Annotated in this window: 14 protein-coding genes, 1 other RNA gene and 1 pseudogene; 8 read left to right on the top strand and 8 right to left on the bottom strand. The window is 64.1% G+C overall.

Annotated elements, in window-relative coordinates:
* The first annotated feature begins 207 nt into the window (after positions 1-207).
* The 3 genes from ABIA45_RS33445 to ABIA45_RS33435 all read left to right on the top strand — a co-directional run bounded on the left by ABIA45_RS33445 (position 208) and on the right by ABIA45_RS33435 (position 4,925).
* On the top strand, positions 208-1,956 hold the full coding sequence (locus tag ABIA45_RS33445) for a methyl-accepting chemotaxis protein (protein ID WP_404654876.1): 1,749 nt from the start codon (positions 208-210) through the stop codon (positions 1,954-1,956).
* Positions 1,957-2,106: 150 nt separating this feature from the next.
* On the top strand, positions 2,107-3,531 hold the full coding sequence (locus ABIA45_RS33440; RefSeq protein WP_404654875.1) for a methyl-accepting chemotaxis protein: 1,425 nt from the start codon (positions 2,107-2,109) through the stop codon (positions 3,529-3,531).
* Between the two features lie 257 nt (positions 3,532-3,788).
* A complete protein-coding gene (locus ABIA45_RS33435) occupies positions 3,789-4,925 on the top strand; it encodes a DSD1 family PLP-dependent enzyme (protein WP_404654874.1) in 1,137 nt (378 codons plus the stop codon).
* Positions 4,926-5,739: 814 nt separating this feature from the next.
* Here ABIA45_RS33435 and ABIA45_RS33430 read toward each other — a convergent pair.
* The 8 genes from ABIA45_RS33430 to ABIA45_RS33395 form a co-directional block, all read right to left on the bottom strand.
* On the bottom strand, positions 5,740-6,870 hold the full coding sequence (locus tag ABIA45_RS33430; RefSeq protein WP_404654873.1) for a succinylglutamate desuccinylase/aspartoacylase family protein: 1,131 nt from the start codon (positions 6,868-6,870) through the stop codon (positions 5,740-5,742).
* An 80-nt stretch (positions 6,871-6,950) separates the two neighbouring features.
* Positions 6,951-7,271 (bottom strand): hypothetical protein, encoded by a 321-nt coding sequence (locus ABIA45_RS33425; RefSeq protein ID WP_404654872.1) that lies wholly within the window; start codon positions 7,269-7,271, stop codon positions 6,951-6,953.
* Between the two features lie 256 nt (positions 7,272-7,527).
* Entirely contained in the window at positions 7,528-8,880 is a 1,353-nt protein-coding gene (locus ABIA45_RS33420) for an IS1182 family transposase (protein WP_271539860.1), read from the bottom strand.
* Between the two features lie 179 nt (positions 8,881-9,059).
* Positions 9,060-9,884 carry a TIGR00282 family metallophosphoesterase gene (locus ABIA45_RS33415; protein ID WP_404654871.1) on the bottom strand — a complete coding sequence of 275 codons (825 nt, stop codon included), beginning with the start codon at positions 9,882-9,884 and terminating at the stop codon, positions 9,060-9,062.
* Positions 9,862-10,458 (bottom strand): 5-formyltetrahydrofolate cyclo-ligase, encoded by a 597-nt coding sequence (locus ABIA45_RS33410; protein WP_404654870.1) that lies wholly within the window; start codon positions 10,456-10,458, stop codon positions 9,862-9,864. The genes ABIA45_RS33415 and ABIA45_RS33410 overlap by 23 nt, the downstream gene beginning before the upstream one ends.
* A 171-nt stretch (positions 10,459-10,629) precedes the next feature.
* Positions 10,630-10,790: non-coding RNA, 6S RNA (gene ssrS / locus ABIA45_RS33405), on the bottom strand.
* Between the two features lie 238 nt (positions 10,791-11,028).
* Complete coding sequence (locus ABIA45_RS33400) at positions 11,029-11,412, bottom strand: cell division protein ZapA (RefSeq protein ID WP_157283748.1); 384 nt, start codon at positions 11,410-11,412, stop codon at positions 11,029-11,031.
* Positions 11,409-11,729 (bottom strand): DUF4164 domain-containing protein, encoded by a 321-nt coding sequence (locus ABIA45_RS33395; protein ID WP_020608063.1) that lies wholly within the window; start codon positions 11,727-11,729, stop codon positions 11,409-11,411. Before ABIA45_RS33395 ends, ABIA45_RS33400 begins: the two co-directional genes overlap by 4 nt.
* 368 nt (positions 11,730-12,097) lie before the next feature.
* On the opposite strand from ABIA45_RS33395, the gene tkt reads away from it, so the two are divergent.
* From tkt to ABIA45_RS33370, 5 genes and pseudogenes are all read left to right on the top strand, one after another.
* Complete coding sequence (tkt, locus tag ABIA45_RS33390) at positions 12,098-14,083, top strand: transketolase (protein WP_404654869.1); 1,986 nt, start codon at positions 12,098-12,100, stop codon at positions 14,081-14,083.
* Between the two features lie 149 nt (positions 14,084-14,232).
* Positions 14,233-15,240, top strand: coding sequence for a type I glyceraldehyde-3-phosphate dehydrogenase (gene gap, locus ABIA45_RS33385; RefSeq protein ID WP_157283746.1), 1,008 nt, complete (start codon positions 14,233-14,235; stop codon positions 15,238-15,240).
* Positions 15,241-15,392: 152 nt separating this feature from the next.
* Positions 15,393-16,590: pseudogene (locus tag ABIA45_RS33380) on the top strand (phosphoglycerate kinase).
* Positions 16,591-16,629: 39 nt separating this feature from the next.
* Positions 16,630-17,697, top strand: a complete 1,068-nt coding sequence (gene fba, locus ABIA45_RS33375; protein ID WP_025034030.1) for a class II fructose-bisphosphate aldolase — start codon at positions 16,630-16,632, stop codon at positions 17,695-17,697.
* Between the two features lie 326 nt (positions 17,698-18,023).
* On the top strand, positions 18,024-19,049 hold the full coding sequence (locus tag ABIA45_RS33370; protein WP_404654868.1) for a class I fructose-bisphosphate aldolase: 1,026 nt from the start codon (positions 18,024-18,026) through the stop codon (positions 19,047-19,049).
* Positions 19,050-19,051: the final 2 nt, after the last annotated feature.

Genomic DNA, 19,051 nt, shown 5'->3' with positions numbered 1-19,051 from the left:
GATGGAAGCGTGCGTCAAGGTAAATGCGGGAAGCGCGGCCTTATAGGCCGCCCACCCACCGGAATCAAAGGGCTCGGCTTGTCCTGAGGTAGCCCTGTAAAGGTAACCGCCGCCATGGCGCCCGCCTAGATGTCAGGCACCGTTAACCCTGATTTCATTCCGGACTGCGAAAATAGTGCCCGACCGTTCCCCGACAAGAGAGACCCGATGGCGTTCGGACTATTTCGGAAGCGTCTGCCGGACACGGCCGCGCCTGCGGCAGCCCCGGAGGCTGCGCAGCCGGCAGCCCCTGCCGCACCCGCCCCGACCGCCGAAAGTGATTCGGCCCGGGAAATCCTGGAATTGCTGGAACTCGAGCTCGGCGCCATGATCCGCCAGCTCGAGCGCGCCGCCAATTCGGTGGCCGGCGGCGCCGAGGCGACCGCGGCGACCCTTGCCGCCATTCGCGACCGCACCGACGCCCTGACCGGCCGGACCAACGCGGCGCAATCCACCGCCTCCACCTTCGCCCATGCCGCCGACAAGTTCACCCAGTCCGCGCAAGGGATCGGCGCGCAGGTCCGCGAGGCCGGCAAGCTCGCCGACGAGGCCAGCGCCGCCGCCCAGGAAGCCCGCGCCAATGTCGACCGCCTGCGCGAATCCTCCGCCGCGATCGGCAACGTCGTCAATCTGATCGCGCAGATCGCGCGGCAGACCACGCTGCTCGCGCTCAACTCGACGATCGAGGCCGCGCGCGCGGGCGCAGCCGGAAAAGGCTTTGCCGTCGTCGCCACCGAGGTCAAGGCGCTCGCGGTGCAGACCCAGAGCGCGACCGAGGAGATCACGAAGAAGATCGATGCGCTCCAGCGCGACGCCGCCGGCTCGGCGGACGCCGTGCACCGCATCTCGCAGGCGATCGAGGCGATCCGTCCGGTGTTCGACACCGTCAACGGCGCGGTCGCCGAGCAGAATGCCACAACCAGCGAAGTCTCCGGCAATGCCGCCAGCGCCTCGGAGTTCATCATCTCGGTCGGCGAGAGCGCAGCCGAGATCGACGCGGCGACCAAAGCGGCCGAGACCCATGGCGAGAGCGTCGCCAGCGCCGGCAAGGCCGTCACCACCTTCGCCCGGAAGCTGAAATCGCGTTGCGCGGTGCTGCTGCGCCAAAGCGAGCACGACGACCGCCGCAAGACCGAGCGGCTGCCCTGCCACCTCAAATTCGAGACCGCGCGCGGCGTGATGCCGGTCTATGAAATCGCGATGGAGGGCGTGCTGATCGGCGGCGCGGACGCAAGCCGGCTCGGGGCGCAAGCAACGATCGAAGGCAGCTTAGAGGACATCGGCGCCTGCCGCCTGCGCGTGATCGAACAATCCAAGGCCGGCGCCCGCGCGCAATTCGTAGGCGCCACCGCTGCGCTCAGCGAGAAGATCGAGGACAAGCTCTGGTCGATCCATGAGGAGAACACCGAGTTCGTCACCCGCGCCATGGAAGCGGGCAATGCACTGACGCAGATATTCGAGCAGGCGGTTGCGCGCGGCGAGGTCAAGCTCGACGACCTCTTCGACACGGACTATTTGGAAATCGCCGGCACCAATCCGCAGCAATACCGCACCAAATATCTCGACTGGGCGGATCGCGCCCTGCCGCCGTTCCAGGAAGCCTTTCTGGCGCGGGAGTCGCGGATGGCGTTCTGCGCCATGGTCGACCGCAACGGCTTTTTGCCGGTGCACAACAAGATCTATTCGCATCCGCAGCGGCCGGGCGACGTCGCCTGGAACACGGCCAACAGCCGCAACCGGCGCATCTTCAACGATCCGGCGGGGTTAGCTGCCGCGCGCAACCTGCGATCGTACCTGGTCCAGAGCTATGCGCGCGACATGGGCAACGGGAACACGGTGATGATGCGCGAGATCGACGTCCCGATCCGCGTGCAGGGCCGGCACTGGGGCGGCTTCCGCACGGCCTACAAGCTGTAGCGCCCCCACGCGTGCACGCACCTGCACGCACCTGCACGCACCTGCACTCCTGGGCAAGACGCCGGGCGCGAATCATCCTCTAAGGTCGGACCTGGAATCGGAATGCCGCCAAGGAGCCGATCAACGGCTCCGACTGGAGAGAGCCCGTACATGTCCTCTGCACAACTTGCCGTATTGGACACCGCATCCAACCGGACGCTCGCCGAACGCCTGATCGACCAGCTCGCCGACCGCATCGGCGGTCTCGGCGTCGAGCTCGCCGACATCGCCGGCAACGTCCAGGACGTCGCCAACCGCGTCGCGAGCCAGTCGGAACGGTTTCACCGTCTGCAGAAGACGGCCGAGACGATGGTCTCGACCAACCACGACATCGCCAATGCCTCGCAGGCGGTGCAAACCACGACGTCGGCCGCGGTCGGCGAGATCGCGCAGTCGCGCGGCGCGGTCGACACCGCGGTCAGCCACATCTCCGAGCTCGTCGCCGCGGTGGAGCGGATCGAGGCGCGCCTGTCCGCCGTCGGCGCGGCGCTGGCGCAGGTGGCGAAGGTCTCCGGCTCGATCGAGGCGATCGCCAAGCAGACCAACCTGCTCGCGCTCAACGCCACCATCGAGGCGGCGCGCGCCGGCACTGCCGGCCGCGGCTTCGCGGTGGTCGCAAGCGAGGTCAAGAGCCTCGCAGAGGCCACGCGCCAGGCCACGCATGAGATCTCCGACACGGTGCGCGATCTCGACGGCCAGATCGAAGGCCTGATCGGCGAGAGCAGCGACGCCTCGCAGCGCGCCAAGACCGCCGGCGAAGGCGCGCAAGCGATCTCCGGCATCATCTCGCGCGTCCAGCAGGGCTTCGCCTCCGTCGAAGCCGAGATCGACGGCGTCGCCCGCGCGGCGACCTCCAACCTCGGCCACTGCGACACCGTGATCAGCGAGCTCAACGAGCTCGCCAAGGGCGTAGACCTCTCCTCGCGCGACCTCAGGAGCGCCGACGATCGGGTGGCGAAGCTGCTCGACACCTCGGAAGGCCTGATCGCGCTGATCGCCGACAGCGGCGTGGAGACGTCGGACGCGCCGCTGATCCGCATCGTCGTCGACACCGCGAAGCGAATCTCGGCGGAATTCGAAGCTGCGATCGACCGCGGCGAAATTACGCTCGACCAGCTCATGGACGAGACCTACCGCGAGATATCAGGCACCGATCCGAAGCAGTACCTGACCAACTACGTCGAGTTCACCGACCGCGTGCTGCCCGCGATCCAGGACCCGATCCAGAAGTCCGATCCGCGCATCGTGTTCTGCGTCGCCTGGGCCAAAGGCGGGTACCTTCCGACCCACAATCCGAACTACCGCCTGCCGCAGGGCAAGGACCCGGTCTGGAACAACGCCAATTGCCGCAACCGCCGCCTGTTCACCGACCGCGCGGTGAAGAAGGTCGCGGCCAGCACAAAGCCCTTCCTGCTCCAGACCTATCGCCGCGACATGGGCGGCGGGCAGTTCGTGCTGATGAAGGACCTGTCCTCGCCGATCATGATCCGCGGCAAGCACTGGGGCGCCTTCCGAATGGGATTCCGGCAAGGCTGACGGAGGCCTCCCGCGTCCTCAAAACGAAAACTCGAAAACAACCCCATGCACAGTAGCCGGGGTGTGCGAAATCAATGGCTTGCGCCGGCAGGCCGTTGCGCGCGTTGACCCGTCGGGCAAAACAGGGGTAGAATGCTAATATTCCGAAAATGTGAAGGCATTCGGTTCGCCCCGCCGCCTGCACTGGTGCGGCGGCCGACGTTGCCGTAGAAGTGCCGCCGCGCATTCGAACCCGAACACAGCAAGCTGGTTTTTCGATGTCCTGTCCACCCGCCCAAATTGGCGCGCCGTTTTCCGAGATCGATACACCGGCGCTAATCATCGACCTCGACGCCTTCGAGCGCAATCTCGATACGATGGCGGCACAGGTCGGCAAGCTCGGCGTTCGCTTGCGTCCGCATGCGAAGACCCACAAATCGCCGATCATTGCGGCCAAGCAGATCGCGCGCGGCGCAATCGGCATGTGCTGCCAGAAGGTCGCCGAGGCCGAGATCCTGGTTGCGGGCGGGGTGAGCGACGTGCTCGTCAGCAATGAGGTGGTGGGCCTGCGCAAGCTGGAACGGCTCGCGGCGCTGGCGCGCCATGCGCGTATCAGCGTTTGCGTCGACGATGCTCTCGGGGTCGAGCAACTGGCGCACGCCGCGGAGCAGGCCCGAGCGCACATCGAGGTCCTGGTCGAAATCGACGTCGGTGCCGCTCGCTGCGGCGTCAGGCCGGGACCGGCGGCGGCCACCCTGGCGCGGCAGGTGGCGGCTTCACGCTTCCTGTCGTTCGGCGGCTTGCAGGCCTATCACGGCTCTGCCCAGCATTTGCGCACGCCGGAGGAGCGGCGCGGTGCCATCGCGAGCGCCGCCGATGCGACCGCGGAGACATTGCGCGTGCTCAAGGAAGCGGGCTTTCAGTGCCGGACGATTGGAGGTGCAGGAACCGGCACGTTCGAGCTCGAAGGCGCGAGCGGTATCTGGAACGAATTGCAGGCGGGCTCCTATATCTTCATGGACGCCGACTACGCCAAGAACCTCGCCGACGGGGCGCGCAACGCCAATCCGTTCGAGCATGCGCTGTTCGTGATCGCGACCGTGATGAGCACCGGCGCCGGCGAACGCGCCGTCATCGATGCCGGTCACAAGGCCCTGTCGAACGACAGCGGATTTCCGGTCGTGCTCGGCCGGCCCGACTTGCGCTATCATCGGCCCTCTGACGAGCATGGCTTGCTCGATTTCGACAGCGCTTCGTCACGACCGGCGATCGGCGACAAGGTAACGCTGATCCCCGGCCATTGCGACCCGACCGTCAATCTCTACGACTGGTATGTCGGCGTGCGCGGCTTCAACACGCCGGATGCCCGCGTGGAGGCGCTTTGGCCAGTCGCGGCGCGGGGCGCGGTCACCTGAGATCGACGCGTGATTGCGCGCGCCGATCTCCGCCGTCGCCCCGGACAAGCGAAGCGCAGATCCAGGCCCATATGCCGCAGCATTGGTTTGGCGAAGACGCGGAGCGACAAGTTTGCGAATCGACTACGCGTTTGGAGTTATGGTTCTGGCCCCTCGTTCCCAACTGCGGGCCAAGGCGTACACTCATAATTCGGGATGCCTGTTTCCAAAGGACGAGCAGACGTGGCCTGCCCCGACTGGGAACGACTGCAAATGACCCAAAGCGGCACTGGCCGAGTTCGCAGGACATGTTCTGGTTGCCAGTCTGTTAGGCCCTCTGGGTACTGTCCGTAACTTGTTCCAGTGTCCTAAGTTGAAATTTTGAAGTGTCTGAAGTTGGTTTCGGGTATAGGCTAATCCCATGGTCGAGGGGGAACAGTCATGCTGAGTTCGACCGAATGCCGCGAACTGGCGATGCGCTATCGACGCGAAGCAAACGAGCCCGGTCTACCTCCGAGGAGGTCATGCCTCCTCCGGAACATCTCGCACAGCTTTAGCGCCCTATCACACCAGCTAAATATGCTCGACCAAGACATTGAGGAAGATCAGCGTCGCGCGCGTTAGCCCGGCTCAGATGGCGGCCTCTTGGTTTTCAGGACGTCTACTCTTCCCACCGGCGAAGTAGCGGCGCACCTCCTTTGAGGTCCGCTCATTCAGGCATGGCGGACCAGATTCGCTCAGGTTGAGTTCGCAGTTCCAACGCCGACATTTCGCAGGGGTCGCTTTCGGCTTTCTCATTGCTATTATCTTTTCTTGGAGATCGCGCACCGGTCGACTACTCGGGATAAGTCTCCCGGACATCCGGCGTCGCCTTGTTGAAAAGGATAAACGTCAGGGGATTGCCGGGCTCGGACATTGCATCGCTGCGCTGACCCGTCACCTCTCCAGCCACACTGCTGGTATACTCCGCAACCACTTCGCCGAAGTTGTTGCGTTGAATCGCCACCTTCTGTCCGGCTTCGACTTTGTCGTTAAGCCTGACCAGATGCTCAACGAGCCCGCCTTGAGTCGCCAGGATTGGAAACGCACTGTCGCCGACAAAAACACGCACATCCTTTCCTGTGCGTCCCATCGGCCCGGCAACGATCCCGTGATGCTTGAGGACGTTCATCGTGCCTTCCACAAACAGCTGGATCATCTGGAGGTTCAGAACGCGAGCAGCGCCGATCTCCGGCGTAAAGGCCGGGATTCCGACGTCGACAAACGCATTATGCAAGACACCGGGATACGCATGATTGTCGAAGATCTGGCCGACTGGGTACAGTTCCAGCATCGACTTGATCTCCGGCACGTTCATCTCGCCAAGATTGAATGCTGTGACATTGAATCCAGTTGTACCGGTATGGAAGTCGATTGCTGCGTCGGCGTTCGGCCGGAGGAGCCGGTTGAACAGAATCCAAGCGTGTCGGCTGGCCGCGGTGACACCATTCTCGTTTCCGGGCCATTCCCGATTCATATCGATTAGATCAGGGCCTCTGCCAGAGTTGGGCCACCTGCGCTGCATGCTTTCCATGGCTGGGCGGGCCACGTCCGTGACTGCCGTCACCGTGCCCGACATCTCCGCCGGATTGAGCTGGTTCATTACGGTCTGGACCGTATGCACAGAACTCATCTCGTCGCCATGCACGCCGCTGGTCAGGACTACGCGCTTGCCCGGCCTTGCTCCCTTCGCGACCACGACGGAGACGTACCAGTGTTGCCCCGTGGGCATTCCCACGCCCTGAAAATAGAAGAGATGCTTCTGCCCAGGCGCAAGGTCGTTGACGTTAAGCGCGCTAATGACCTTCTTCCCGTGGATCACATCGCCGGTATAGACCGTTCCCTGCGGCGCACCCGGTGCCGCGTTGTCCGGCATAATGGAGGTCCCCTCTTTCACGAGATGGTACGCTCGAACAATGGCACGCATATTGGTCGCAAACGCTGATCGCGAAGGTACATGCGCGACAACAGTATGCCGGGTAATCCAAAGCTGGAGCGCCTAACTTTTCAGCGATGTATGTAGCGTCGGCCAACCACTCGGCCGCTTCTTGCATCAATCGTCAGCCTTAAGATGTCGCGCCCCCGGCGCGCCTCACCAGTCACGACCCAGTATCTGCCGCGCCTGTCGACGCTTCGGATGCGATCGACGCCATTGCGTCGCGCGATTCGTGTTGCGTCCTGCCGATCAATGCGTCCTCTGCGATCGATGCGAACACCGTCGCGATCGATCGTAACGCTTTGCGCAACTGCGTTGGGAATGACGGGAGAAAGCAACTCAGTCAAAATGAGAAATGAGGCCCCCAACAGAACTGCGAGGACTTTGTTCATCGAGCATTCTCCACATCACCGCGTTGTCGCGATTAAGTTGCGCTCGTTATCACGCGCACTATATAGGGACGTTTCCCCTTAGCAATGGCGCAGGTCCGCCGCTTATTGAACCTTTCCCGCGAAAAATACTCAAGAATAGGTAAGGGGCAGTGGCTGATCTGGAGCACTTCTGCTGTTGGCCGATTCCGTTGAAAAAGGCCGGCAGTATTTTGTTGTAATAGCTCCGTCGCGACGTGACCGAACTGCTCCATCGACCCTATGCGAGCCTCGCGGTGGGCATCGGGATGAGCTTGGCCATCTTTCGAAGGTTCTGGGCGGTGGCCGCGAGGATGAACTCATCGCGCGCGCCGTTCGGGCCTCGTAAACGCAAACGGTCGAGCTTGAGGATGCGCTTGAGGTGGGCGAACAACATCTCGATTTTCTTGCGAAGCCGGCGCGAGGTGCCTCCCTCCCACGATTTGGCGATCTGGCGCGCCATGTCGCGAGCGCCTTCGTAGATGGAGCGCGGCACCCTCCGTGATGCCTGCTTGGGGCAACACCGAGCCTTCAATGCGCATCGATCACAATCGCGCTTGCTGGCGAGGTAAAGCATGGTGGCACCATCATTCACCAACGTTCCGGTGGTGGTAAGAACTTTGCCACCAGGGCAACGATAGATGTCGCCAGCATGGTCATAGGTGAAGTCGTCGCGCGAGAAGATACCGTCTGTGCGGGCGGACTTATCGAAGACTGTAACGTGCGGTTCGATGCCGTGCTCATAGACCAGCCAAGCGAGCATCTCGGCCGAGCCATAGCCGCTGTCACCGAGTAGCCGGCTCGGATAGAGATCAAACCGCTCTAGCGATCGTTCAATCATGCGCTTGGCGGCCAATACCTCCGCCTGCCGGATCGCCGTCGTTGCCTCAACATCGACGATGATCGCGTTCTCGACGTCGACCAGGTAGTTCGTCGAATAAGCGAAAAACGCTTGGCCACCGTGCGCCCCCGTCCAGCGCGCCGCCGGGTCGGAGGGCGATACGAACTTCGGGGTAACCTCGGTCGCCGCTCCGAACGCGGCATCATCGAGGACAGCCAGATACTCATCGATTGCTCGGCCGGCAGCCTCCGGCGGAAGTCCCTTATCGCCTTCGATGCCCTTCTGCCGATTGGCATCGGCCTTGATTAGGCTCGCATCAACCGCAAATCCCTCACCGCCAACCAGTCGTTCCTCGATGCAGCGGCGCAGCACGCTCTCGAACACGCGACGGAAGAGGTCGCTGTGCCGGAAGCGGCCGTGCCTGTTCTTGGAGAATGTCGAATGATCCGGCACCGCTCCATCCAGACCGAGCCGGCAGAACCACCGGTAGGCCAAATTGAGGTGAACCTCATCGCAAAGGCGCCGTTCCGATCGAATGCCGAAGCAGTAACCGATCAGGAGCATCCGGATCATCAGTTCAGGATCGATCGAAGGTCGGCCGATGCTACTGTAGAAAGGTGCCAGCTCCCGCCTGATCTCTTGCAGGTCGACGAACCTGTCGACCGATCTCAAAAGATGGTCGGAGGGAATATGCTTCTCGAGCGAGAACTCATAGAACAACGCAGCCTGCTCGACTTGCTGATGCCCCATCATGATCTTCAGTCCTGCCAATTAGACAGACTGAATCACTGCTATCCTTGAGTCGCAACTGCCGCGTTTTTCAACAAAATCGGCCCTTAGAGGATGTCCCTTGGTTGCCCGCCAATGTCCGCTGCTGAGGCAAAGTTGATATATTCGCCCGGGGACGACACCGGGTGATTTGGCTTCGCGCTTCAGCTCAACCAGAACTTCGGCGTTGCCGGCTCCAGCCTTCCGCCCATGCGCACCGGCGCAATCTTCAGCGCTAGCCCGGTCGCGTCGTCCGTTTCCACCGCGACGCCGCTCAGCGTCGCCGCACCTGCCGCAGGCTCGAAGCGGGCCGACGGAATCCCCGACGTGAACCTGCGCAGCGGCTCTTCCTTCTGCATGCCGATGATGGAATCGTAATCGCCGGTCATGCCGGCGTCGGTCATGTAGGCGGTGCCGCCCGAGAGGATCTGGTGGTCGGCGGTCGGCACATGCGTGTGCGTGCCGACGACGAGGCTGGCGCGGCCGTCGCAGAAGAAGCCGATGCCCTGCTTCTCGCTTGACGCCTCGCAATGGAAATCGACGACGATAGCGTCGGCGGCAACACCGAGCGGACAGGCGCCAAGCTCGCGCTCGAGCGCGGCGAAGGGATCGTCGAACGGGGTCATGAAGACGCGGCCCAGCGCATTGACGACGAGGGCGTGCTTGCCGTTCTTGGCTTCCACCAAGGCGGCGCCGCGGCCGGGCGTGCCGCGCGGATAGTTTGCGGGGCGCACCAGTCGGTCGGCGCGCTCGATGAAGACGAGGGCCTCGCGCTGGTCCCAGGAGTGATTGCCGAGCGTCACCGCATCGGCGCCGGCCTCGAGAAACTCCTGGTAGATCGCCTCCGTGATGCCGAAGCCGCCGGCCGAATTCTCGCCGTTGACGACGACGAGATCGAGCGACCAGTCCTTGACCATGCCGGGCAGATATTCGGAGACGGCCTCGCGCCCGCTGCGGCCGACGACGTCACCCACGAAGAGAATGCGCAACTTCAGAACTCCGGAAATCGAACACGTCCGATTCCGTTAGCACATAATCCAGCGCCACGTCGTGCGATAGTGCCGGAACCGCCTCGATCTCCTGCGCCGCGAATGCGAGCCCGATGCCGACGATCTGCTTGGTTTTGCGCAAATGCGCGAAGGTGAAATCGTAATGCCCCGCACCATAGCCGATGCGATGGCCGAGCCGGTCGAAGGCGGCGAGCGGCGTCAGCATGACGTCGGGGATGACTTCGGCCGCTGCCGGCGACGGTTCGGGAATCCCGAGCGGACCGAGCATCAGGCGGTCGTTCGGATGGAAGAGACGGAAGATCAGCGACTGGCCGCGCGCGGTGACGCAAGGCAGCGCCAGCCTGGCGCCCTCTTCCGCGAGTCTTGCAAGCAGCGGCATCGGATCGATCTCGCTGCGGATCGGCGAATAGCCGGAGACGATGCTGCCGGGCAGCAGCTTGAACGGCAGCCCACGCTTGGCGAGCTTCGCGGCGGCAGCGATGCGTTTCTTCTCGCTCAGCGCATCGCGCTTGGCGAGGGCTTTGGCACGGAGCTCGGCTTTGGAGTTGGGCATGCGCTTTGGTCCCCACGTCATCACTCGCGAATGCGGGTGATCCAGTATTCCAGAGGCGGTGGTGATTCACACAAAGGCCGCGGCGTACTGGATACCCCGGGGCAAGCCGAGGCATGACACCTGTTGAACTGGCCGCAGTCGTTTCAACAGCACAAACCAAGCAAACGAAAGCGCGAAGCCGCGAACGCCGTTGAAGCACTCGATCCCGGAGTTCCCTACGAAAGTAGGTGGGCACCATATGTCCGGGCCCACGGGCCCGGCCAGGGACAGTTCCCTAAAGGATCGATAAGGCCCCGGGGATATATGGCTCCTGACGCACGTCGCAGCCTCGCGGAGGCAATGTAACAACTGTACTGACGAATCGCCAGTGCGGCGAATGTGCCGAGCTTCGGTGTAGTGAAGCGGGCGGCGAGCCACGACGGAGGTGAACTCCCTCTCCCGCCTGCGGGAGAGGGTTGGGGAGAGGGCTCTCACCTCTTGGGGGTTCTCGCCCAGCGGAGACACCCTCTCCCCAACCCTCCCCCGCAAGCGGGGGAGGGAGCGCACTGGCCGCGTGGCTACTATCGAGCTTCAGCCGATCGCGATCCCATTGCCGACGGTGCGGTTCAGCACCTGCGTCGACTTCTCGATGCGTTCGGCGGCGGCGTTGAGCGCATTCACCACGGCGGTCTGCGTCATCCTGGCGCGCTCGACGGCGGCGTTGCGGAAATCCCTGAGCTCGATCAATTCCTGCTCCAGGGTGCGGACGCGGTTGGTGGTGTCGATCAGCTCATCGCACACGGTGAGCGCAGCCATGACGGTGAGGCGCGCATCGCCGATCTCGCCGAACTTTCCGCGCAGCGACTGGATGCGCGTCTCCAGCGTCTCGGCGAGCTTGAGCAGCCGCACCTCCTGGCCCTCCTCGCAGGCCATGCGATATTGCCGGCCGTTGATGGTGACGTTGATGTGGCTCATCCGTCCTCTCCGGTATCGAGCACCGAGCGTATCGTGACGATCGCGGAATCCAGCCGGTCGGAGATCTCGCGATTGGTGCGCTCGAGCTTGCGTGCCTTCACCAGCGCGCCGTCGAGTTCGTCGGCAAGACGCGAGCGATCCGCGCCGAGCGCCTGGATTCGCGCCGCAAGCTCGTTCTCGTCGCGATCGGCGTCGCGCCGCCGCTCCACCGCACTTTCAAGCGCGTCGAGCGCCGCCATGAGTCTGCGGGTGGCAATCTCGATCTCGACGGCGGACGACTCCGTCATGGCGGAACTGTTGGATACGCGATCGTTCATGCAGTCAGCGGCGGAACCTGGCGGCCTTTGCCCAGTGGCCTTTCCCTGGAGCTTGCCGTCCGGCAAAAGACTCGGTTCGGCAAGCGGTTAGAAGCAGAAATTTACAAAGCAAGCTAGCCAAGCGCAACGCCGCCGCAAAACTATGCACCGATCAATCGGGACGACCTGCCGATCCGTCGCTTCCGCCCAGCGCGACCCCAGCGGAAAACCGATGTCCACACAGGCAACTTTTGCGGCCAAACCGGCGTTCGATTGCCTTGGACTCCCGGAACCGAGGTGCTATCCCAGCGCCAACCTTCAGTGGCCGCCAGGCTTCTCCCCGCGCGGGCAACCATCGCCAAGCGCTTCATTTCAGACGGATTTCAGACATGACGCAGGTCGATCACACCCGTATGGCCAACGCGATCCGCGGCCTTGCGATGGACGCTGTCGAGAAGGCGAAATCGGGCCATCCCGGCCTGCCGATGGGCGCCGCCGACATCGCCACCGTGCTGTTCACGCAATTCCTGAAATTCGATGCCGCCGCGCCCGCCTGGCCGGACCGCGACCGCTTCGTGCTCTCGGCCGGCCACGGCTCGATGCTGCTCTATTCGCTGCTGTATCTGACCGGCAATGACGAAATGACGCTGGACCAGATCAAGCAGTTCCGCCAGGTCGACTCGCTGACCCCCGGCCACCCCGAGAACTTCCGCACCAAGGGCATCGAGACCACCACCGGCCCGCTCGGCCAGGGCATCTCGACTGCGGTCGGCATGGCGCTGGCCGAAAAGATGCTCGCCGCCGAATTCGGCAAGAAGATCGTCGACCACCACACCTATGTGCTCGCCTCCGACGGCGACCTGATGGAAGGCGTGTCGCAGGAAGCGATCGCGATGGCCGGGCACTGGAAGCTCAACAAGCTGATCGTGCTCTACGACGACAACGGCATCTCGATCGACGGCCCGACCTCGATCTCCGATTCCGTCGACCAGGTGAAGCGCTTCAAGTCGGCGGGCTGGGCCGCCGAAAAGATCGACGGCCATGACCAGGCTGCGATCGCCGACGCCATCACGCGCGCGAAGAAATCCAGCAAGCCGACGCTGATCGCCTGCCGCACCACCATCGGCTTCGGCGCGCCGCACAAGCAAGGCACCTCGAAGGTGCACGGCGAAGCACTCGGCGCCGACGAGCTCAAGGCCGCCAAGGAAAATCTCGGCATTTCGCTTGAGCCGTTCGCGGTCGCCGACGACGTGCTGAAGGCATGGCGCGCTGCCGGCAGCCGCGGCGCCGCGGCACGGCAGGAATGGGAAGCCCGGCTCGGTGAGCTCGGCAGCCGGAAGCGCGCCGAGTTCGAGCGCCGCCTGCGCCATGAGCGTCCGGCTTCGCTGGCAAAGGCGCTGAAGGCGCACAAGAAGGAGCTGCTGGAGAAGCCGCTGACGGCTGCCACGCGCAAATCCTCGGAGGCGGCGATCGAGGCGATCGCAGCCGCAATGCCGATGGAATTTTTGGCAGGCTCGGCCGACCTCACCGGCTCCAACAACAACAAGGCGAAGTCGGCGACCGCCTTCTCGGCCAAGACGCCGAAGGGCCGCTTCATCCATTACGGCATCCGCGAGCACGGCATGGCCGCCGCGATGAACGGCATTTTCCTGCACGGCGGCTTTGCGCCGAATGGCGCGACCTTCCTCGTGTTCACCGATTATGCGCGTCCGGCGATGCGCCTTGCCGCGCTGATGGGCGCCGGCGTCGTCTACGTGATGACCCACGATTCCATCGGCCTCGGCGAAGACGGCCCGACCCATCAGCCGGTCGAGCATCTCGCCGCGCTTCGTGCCATTCCCAACATGCGCGTATTCCGTCCCTGCGATGCCATCGAGGTCGCCGAGTGCTGGGAGCTCGCGCTCAACCGCGTCGATGGCCCGACCGTGCTGGCACTGACGCGCCAGAACCTGCCGCAGCTGCGGACCACGGCACCCAACGACAATCCCTGCGCGGCCGGTGCCTATGAGCTGGTCGCCGCCCAGGGCGAAGCCAAGGCGACGCTGTTCGCCTCCGGCTCCGAGGTCGAGATCGCGGTCGCGGCCCAGAAGCAGCTGGCGGAACGCGGCGTCGCCTCGCGCGTTGTCTCCGTTCCCTCGCTCGAGCTGTTGCTAGCGCAACCAGAGGCCAAGCGCGCCGCCATCATCGGCAACGCGCCGGTCAAGATCGCGATCGAGGCCGCCGTGCGCTGGGGCTGGGATGCCGTGATCGGCCAGGACGGCGAATTCATCGGCATGCATTCGTTCGGCGAAAGCGGCCCTGCCAAGGAGCTGTACAAGCATTTCGGCATCACCGCCGAGGCCGCGGTTAACGCTGTGCTGAAGCGCGTTTCCTGAGAGTTGAGCTTGCCGCAAAAAAGGACTACCTAATCTCCCATATGATCAAGCACCGCCCGGCCGAACCGGGCGCCCGCCCCTAAAAAACCTCGCAGGCGCGCTATCCGCGCGTTGTGCGGGATGACAACGGTCATTGAAGGAGACGAAACATGGCAGTCCGCGTCGGAATTAACGGTTTTGGCCGCATCGGCCGCAACGTCCTGCGGGCTATCGCCGAGTCAGGCCGCAAGGATATCGAGGTTGTCGGCATCAACGACCTCGGCCCGGTCGAGACCAACGCCCATCTACTCCGCTTCGACAGCGTCCATGGCCGCTTTCCCGGCACCGTCACCGTCGACGGCGACTCCATCAACCTCGGCAACGGCAAGATCAAGGTGACCGCCGAGCGCGATCCCTCGAAGCTGCCCTGGAAGGATCTCGGCGTCGACATCGCGCTGGAATGCACCGGCATCTTCACCTCGAAGGACAAGGCTTCCGCGCACCTGACCGCCGGCGCCAAGCGCGTGCTGGTCTCCGCGCCCGCCGACGGCGCCGATGCCACCATCGTCTACGGCGTCAACCACGACACGCTGACCAAGGATCACCTCGTCGTCTCCAACGGCAGCTGCACCACCAACTGCCTCGCCCCGGTCGCCAAGGTGCTGAACGACCTCGTCGGCATCGAGACCGGCTTCATGACCACGATCCACGCCTATACCGGCGACCAGCCGACGCTGGACACGCTGCACAAGGATCTCTACCGCGGCCGCGCCGCGGCGATGTCGATGATCCCGACCTCGACCGGTGCTGCGAAGGCGATCGGCCTCGTGCTGCCCGAACTGAAGGGCAAGCTCGACGGCGTTGCGATCCGCGTGCCGACCCCGAACGTCTCGGTCGTCGACCTCAAGATCGTCGCCAAGCGCTCAACCGACGCCAAGGAAGTCAACGCGGCGATGAAGCGTGCCAGCGAGCAGCAGCTCAAGGGCATCCTCGGCTACACCAGCGCGCCCAACGTTTCGATCGACTTCAACCACGACCCGCACTCCTCGACCTTCCACGAGGACCAGACCAAGGTGCAGAACGGCACGCTGGTGCGCGTGATGTCCTGGTACGACAACGAGTGGGGCTTCTCGAACCGCATGGCGGACACCGCCGTTGCGATGGCGAAGGTGATCTGACCAGAGTCTCGTGTCCCGGACGCGGTGCAGCGCGCTTGCGCTGCTCCGCAGGGCCGGGACCCATCTTAACCGCGGGGCTCGCCGTGACGTGGGTCCCGGTTCAGCGCAGCGGCGCCCTGCGCCGCAGCGCGCCCGGGACAAGGAAGCGTGAGATGACGAACAAATTCCGCACCCTCGACGACGTCGACGTGAAGGGCAAGCGCGTGCTGCTGCGCGTCGACCTCAACGTGCCCATGGAGAGCGGGCGCGTCACCGACGCCACCCGGCTCGAGCGCGTTGCACCGACCATCACCGAGCTCGCCGACAAGGGCGGCAAGGTCATCCTGCTCGCGCATTTCGGCCGCCCGAAGGGACGCGATGCCAAGGACTCGCTGAGGCCCGTCGCGGAGGCGCTGGCGAAGGTGGTGAAGAAGCCCGTCGCGTTTGCCGAGGATTGCATCGGCGAGCCCGCGGCCAAGGCCGTCGCCGGCTTGAAGGATGGCGACATCCTGTGCCTGGAAAACACCCGCTTCCACAAAGAGGAAGAAAAGAACGATCCCGCCTTCGTCGCGGAACTCGCGAAGCTCGGCGACATCTGGGTCAATGACGCGTTCTCGGCCGCGCACCGCGCCCACGCCTCGACCGAAGGCCTCGGCCACAAGCTGCCGGCCTATGCCGGCCGCACCATGCAGGCCGAGCTGGACGCGCTGGAGAAGGCGCTGGGCTCGCCGAGCAAGCCCGTCATCGCCATCATCGGCGGCGCCAAGGTCTCGACCAAGATCGACCTGCTGGAAAACCTCGTCACCAAGGTCGACGCGCTCGTGATCGGCGGCGGCATGGCCAACACCTTCCTGCACGCGCAGGGCGTTGCGGTCGGCAAGTCGCTGGCCGAGAAGGATCTCGCCGCCACCGCGCTGCGCATCATGGAGAAGGCTGAAGCCGCCAATTGCGCCATCATCCTCCCGGTCGATGCCACCGTTGCCTATCACTTCGCCGCCAACGCGCCGTCGCACGCCTATGGGCTCGATGCGATCCCGGCCGACGGCATGATCCTCGACGTCGGTCCGCAATCGATCGCGCGCGTCCATGCCGCGATCGACGATGCGGCGACGCTGGTCTGGAACGGCCCCCCTGGGCGCTTTCGAGATGCAGCCGTTCGACCGCGGCACGGTCGCGGCCGCCAAGCACGCCGCCGAGCGCACCAAGGCCAAGAAGCTGATCTCGATCGCGGGCGGCGGCGACACCGTCGCAGCGCTCAACCAGGCCCATGTGGCCGGTGACTTCACCTATGTGTCGACGGCCGGTGGCGCGTTCCTTGAATGGATGGAAGGCAAGCCCCTGCCCGGCGTTGAAGTTCTGCGTAGCAAGTAATCAAGCGGCCTTTGAGGCCCCAACGGGAGACAAAGACAGATGGCTCGGATCACGTTACGTCAATTGCTCGACCACGCGGCGGAGAACGATTACGGCGTACCGGCCTTCAACATCAACAACATGGAGCAGGCGCTGGCCATCATGGACGCGGCCAACCAGGTCGACGCGCCCGTCATCATTCAGGCCTCGCGCGGCGCGCGCTCCTACGCCAACGACGTCATGCTCAAGCACATGATGGACGCGGTGACCGAGATCTATCCGCACATTCCGGTCTGCGTGCATCTCGACCACGGCAACGAGCCGGCGACCTGCATGACCGCGATCCAAGCCGGCTTCACCTCGGTGATGATGGACGGCTCGCTCAAGGCCGACGGCAAGACCCCCGGCGACTGGGGCTACAATGTCGGGGTCACCAAGACCGTGACCGACATGGCCCATCTCGGCGGCATCTCGGTGGAAGGCGAGCTCGGGGTGCTCGGCTCGCTCGAGACAGGCATGGGCGACAAGGAAGACGGCCACGGCGCCGAAGGCAAGCTCAGCCACGACCAGCTCCTGACCAATCCGGACGAAGCCGTGAAGTTCGTGCAGGAGACCAAGGTCGACGCGCTCGCGATCGCGATGGGGACGTCTCACGGCGCTTACAAATTCACCCGCAAGCCCGACGGCGACATCCTCGCCATGAACGTGATCGAGGAGATCCACCGCAAGCTGCCGAACACGCATCTCGTCATGCACGGCTCCTCCTCGGTGCCGCAGGACCTGCAAGACATCATCAATGCCTATGGCGGCAAGATGAAGCCGACCTGGGGCGTGCCGGTGGCCGAGATCCAACGCGGCATCAAGAACGGCGTGCGCAAGATCAACATCGACACCGACAACCGCATGGCGATGACCGGCCAGATCCGGAAAGTTCTCAAGGACAACCCGGAAGAGTTCGATCCGCGCAAGTACCTGAAGCCGGCGATGGAAGCCATGACCAAGCTGTGCAAGCAGCGCCTGCAGGAGTTCAACACCGCAGGCCAGGCCTCCAAGATCAAGAAGGTGCTGACCACCGCCGAGATGGCCAAGCGCTACGCCAAGGGCGAGCTGGATCCGAAGGTGGCGTAAGCGATCCCCGCGTCGCGTAAGCGATCGCGAGGTTGCGTAATCTCTCCTCCCTCTCCCCGTTCTTACGGGGAGAGGGTCGGGGTGAGGGGCTCTCTCCGCGAGTTGTGCCCTATCGACAGACCTGTACCCCCTCACCCGGATTTTACGCGTTGCGTAAAATCCGACCTCTCCCCGCAAGCGGGGCGAGGTGGAGGTCCGCCCAGCCCGGCCAGCCATTTTACCCAACAGACCTCCCCGACCCCCTGCGACGAACGATAACTCGGCAATTGCCCGAGAACGGTCTATTTTCACGGGCAAGGGCAGAATCGTTTTGGGAGGACCTCTCGATGAATCTGACTGAGCTCAACAAGATCGCGACCGCCATGGTCGCGCCGGGCAAGGGCATCCTTGCCGCCGATGAATCCTCCGGCACCATCAAGAAGCGTTTTGACGCCATCGGCGTGGAATCGACCGAGGAGAACCGCCGCGACTATCGCGAGATGCTGTTCCGCGCCAAGGACGCCATGAGCCAGTACATCTCCGGCGTGATCCTCTATGACGAGACGATCTGGCAGAATGCCAAGGACGGCACGCCGCTGGTCAAGCTGATCGAGCAGGCCGGCGCCATTCCCGGCATCAAGGTCGACGAAGGCACGCAGGCCTTGCCGATGTGCCCGGGAGAGTTGGTCACGGTGGGGCTCGACAAGCTCGCCGAGCGGTTGAAGAAATATTACGAGCGCGGCGCGCGCTTTGCCAAATGGCGCGCGGTGATCGATATCGGCAGCGGCATTCCCTCGATGACGGCGATTAGCGTCAATGCCCACGCGCTGGCGCGCTATGCCGCGCTGTGCCAGGCCGCGCAGATCGTGCCGATCGTCGAGCCGGAGGTGCTGATGGACGGCGACCACGACACCGAGCGCTGCTACGAGGTAACGAGCCGCGTGCTCAACAAGACCTTCCAGGAACTGCGCGTGCAGCGCGTGGCGCTGGAAGGCATGGTGCTGAAGCCGAACATGGCGATATCAGGCAAGAAATGTCCGAAGCAGGGCTCAGTCGAGGAGGTCGCGGAGAAGACGATACGGCTGCTGAAGGCCTGCGTGCCGGCGGCCGTGCCCGGCATCGCCTTCCTGTCCGGCGGCCAGTCGGACGAAGAGGCGACCGCGCATCTCAACGCCATGCACAAGCTCGGGCCGCTGCCCTGGGGCCTGACCTTCTCCTACGGCCGCGCGCTGCAGGCCGCGCCGCAGAAGGCCTGGTCGGGCAAGCCTGAGAACGTCGCGGCCGGCCAGCGCGCCTTCAGCCATCGCGCCCGCATGAACGGCCTCGCCTCCAAGGGCGAATGGCAAAGCAGCCTGGAACAGAAGGCAGCCTAGAC

The organism is Bradyrhizobium sp. USDA 336 (assembly GCF_044908355.1).
Taxonomy (GTDB): domain Bacteria; phylum Pseudomonadota; class Alphaproteobacteria; order Rhizobiales; family Xanthobacteraceae; genus Bradyrhizobium; species Bradyrhizobium yuanmingense.
Note: the sequence above shows the minus strand (reverse complement) of the source record. Positions and strands in the feature narration are given on the sequence as shown.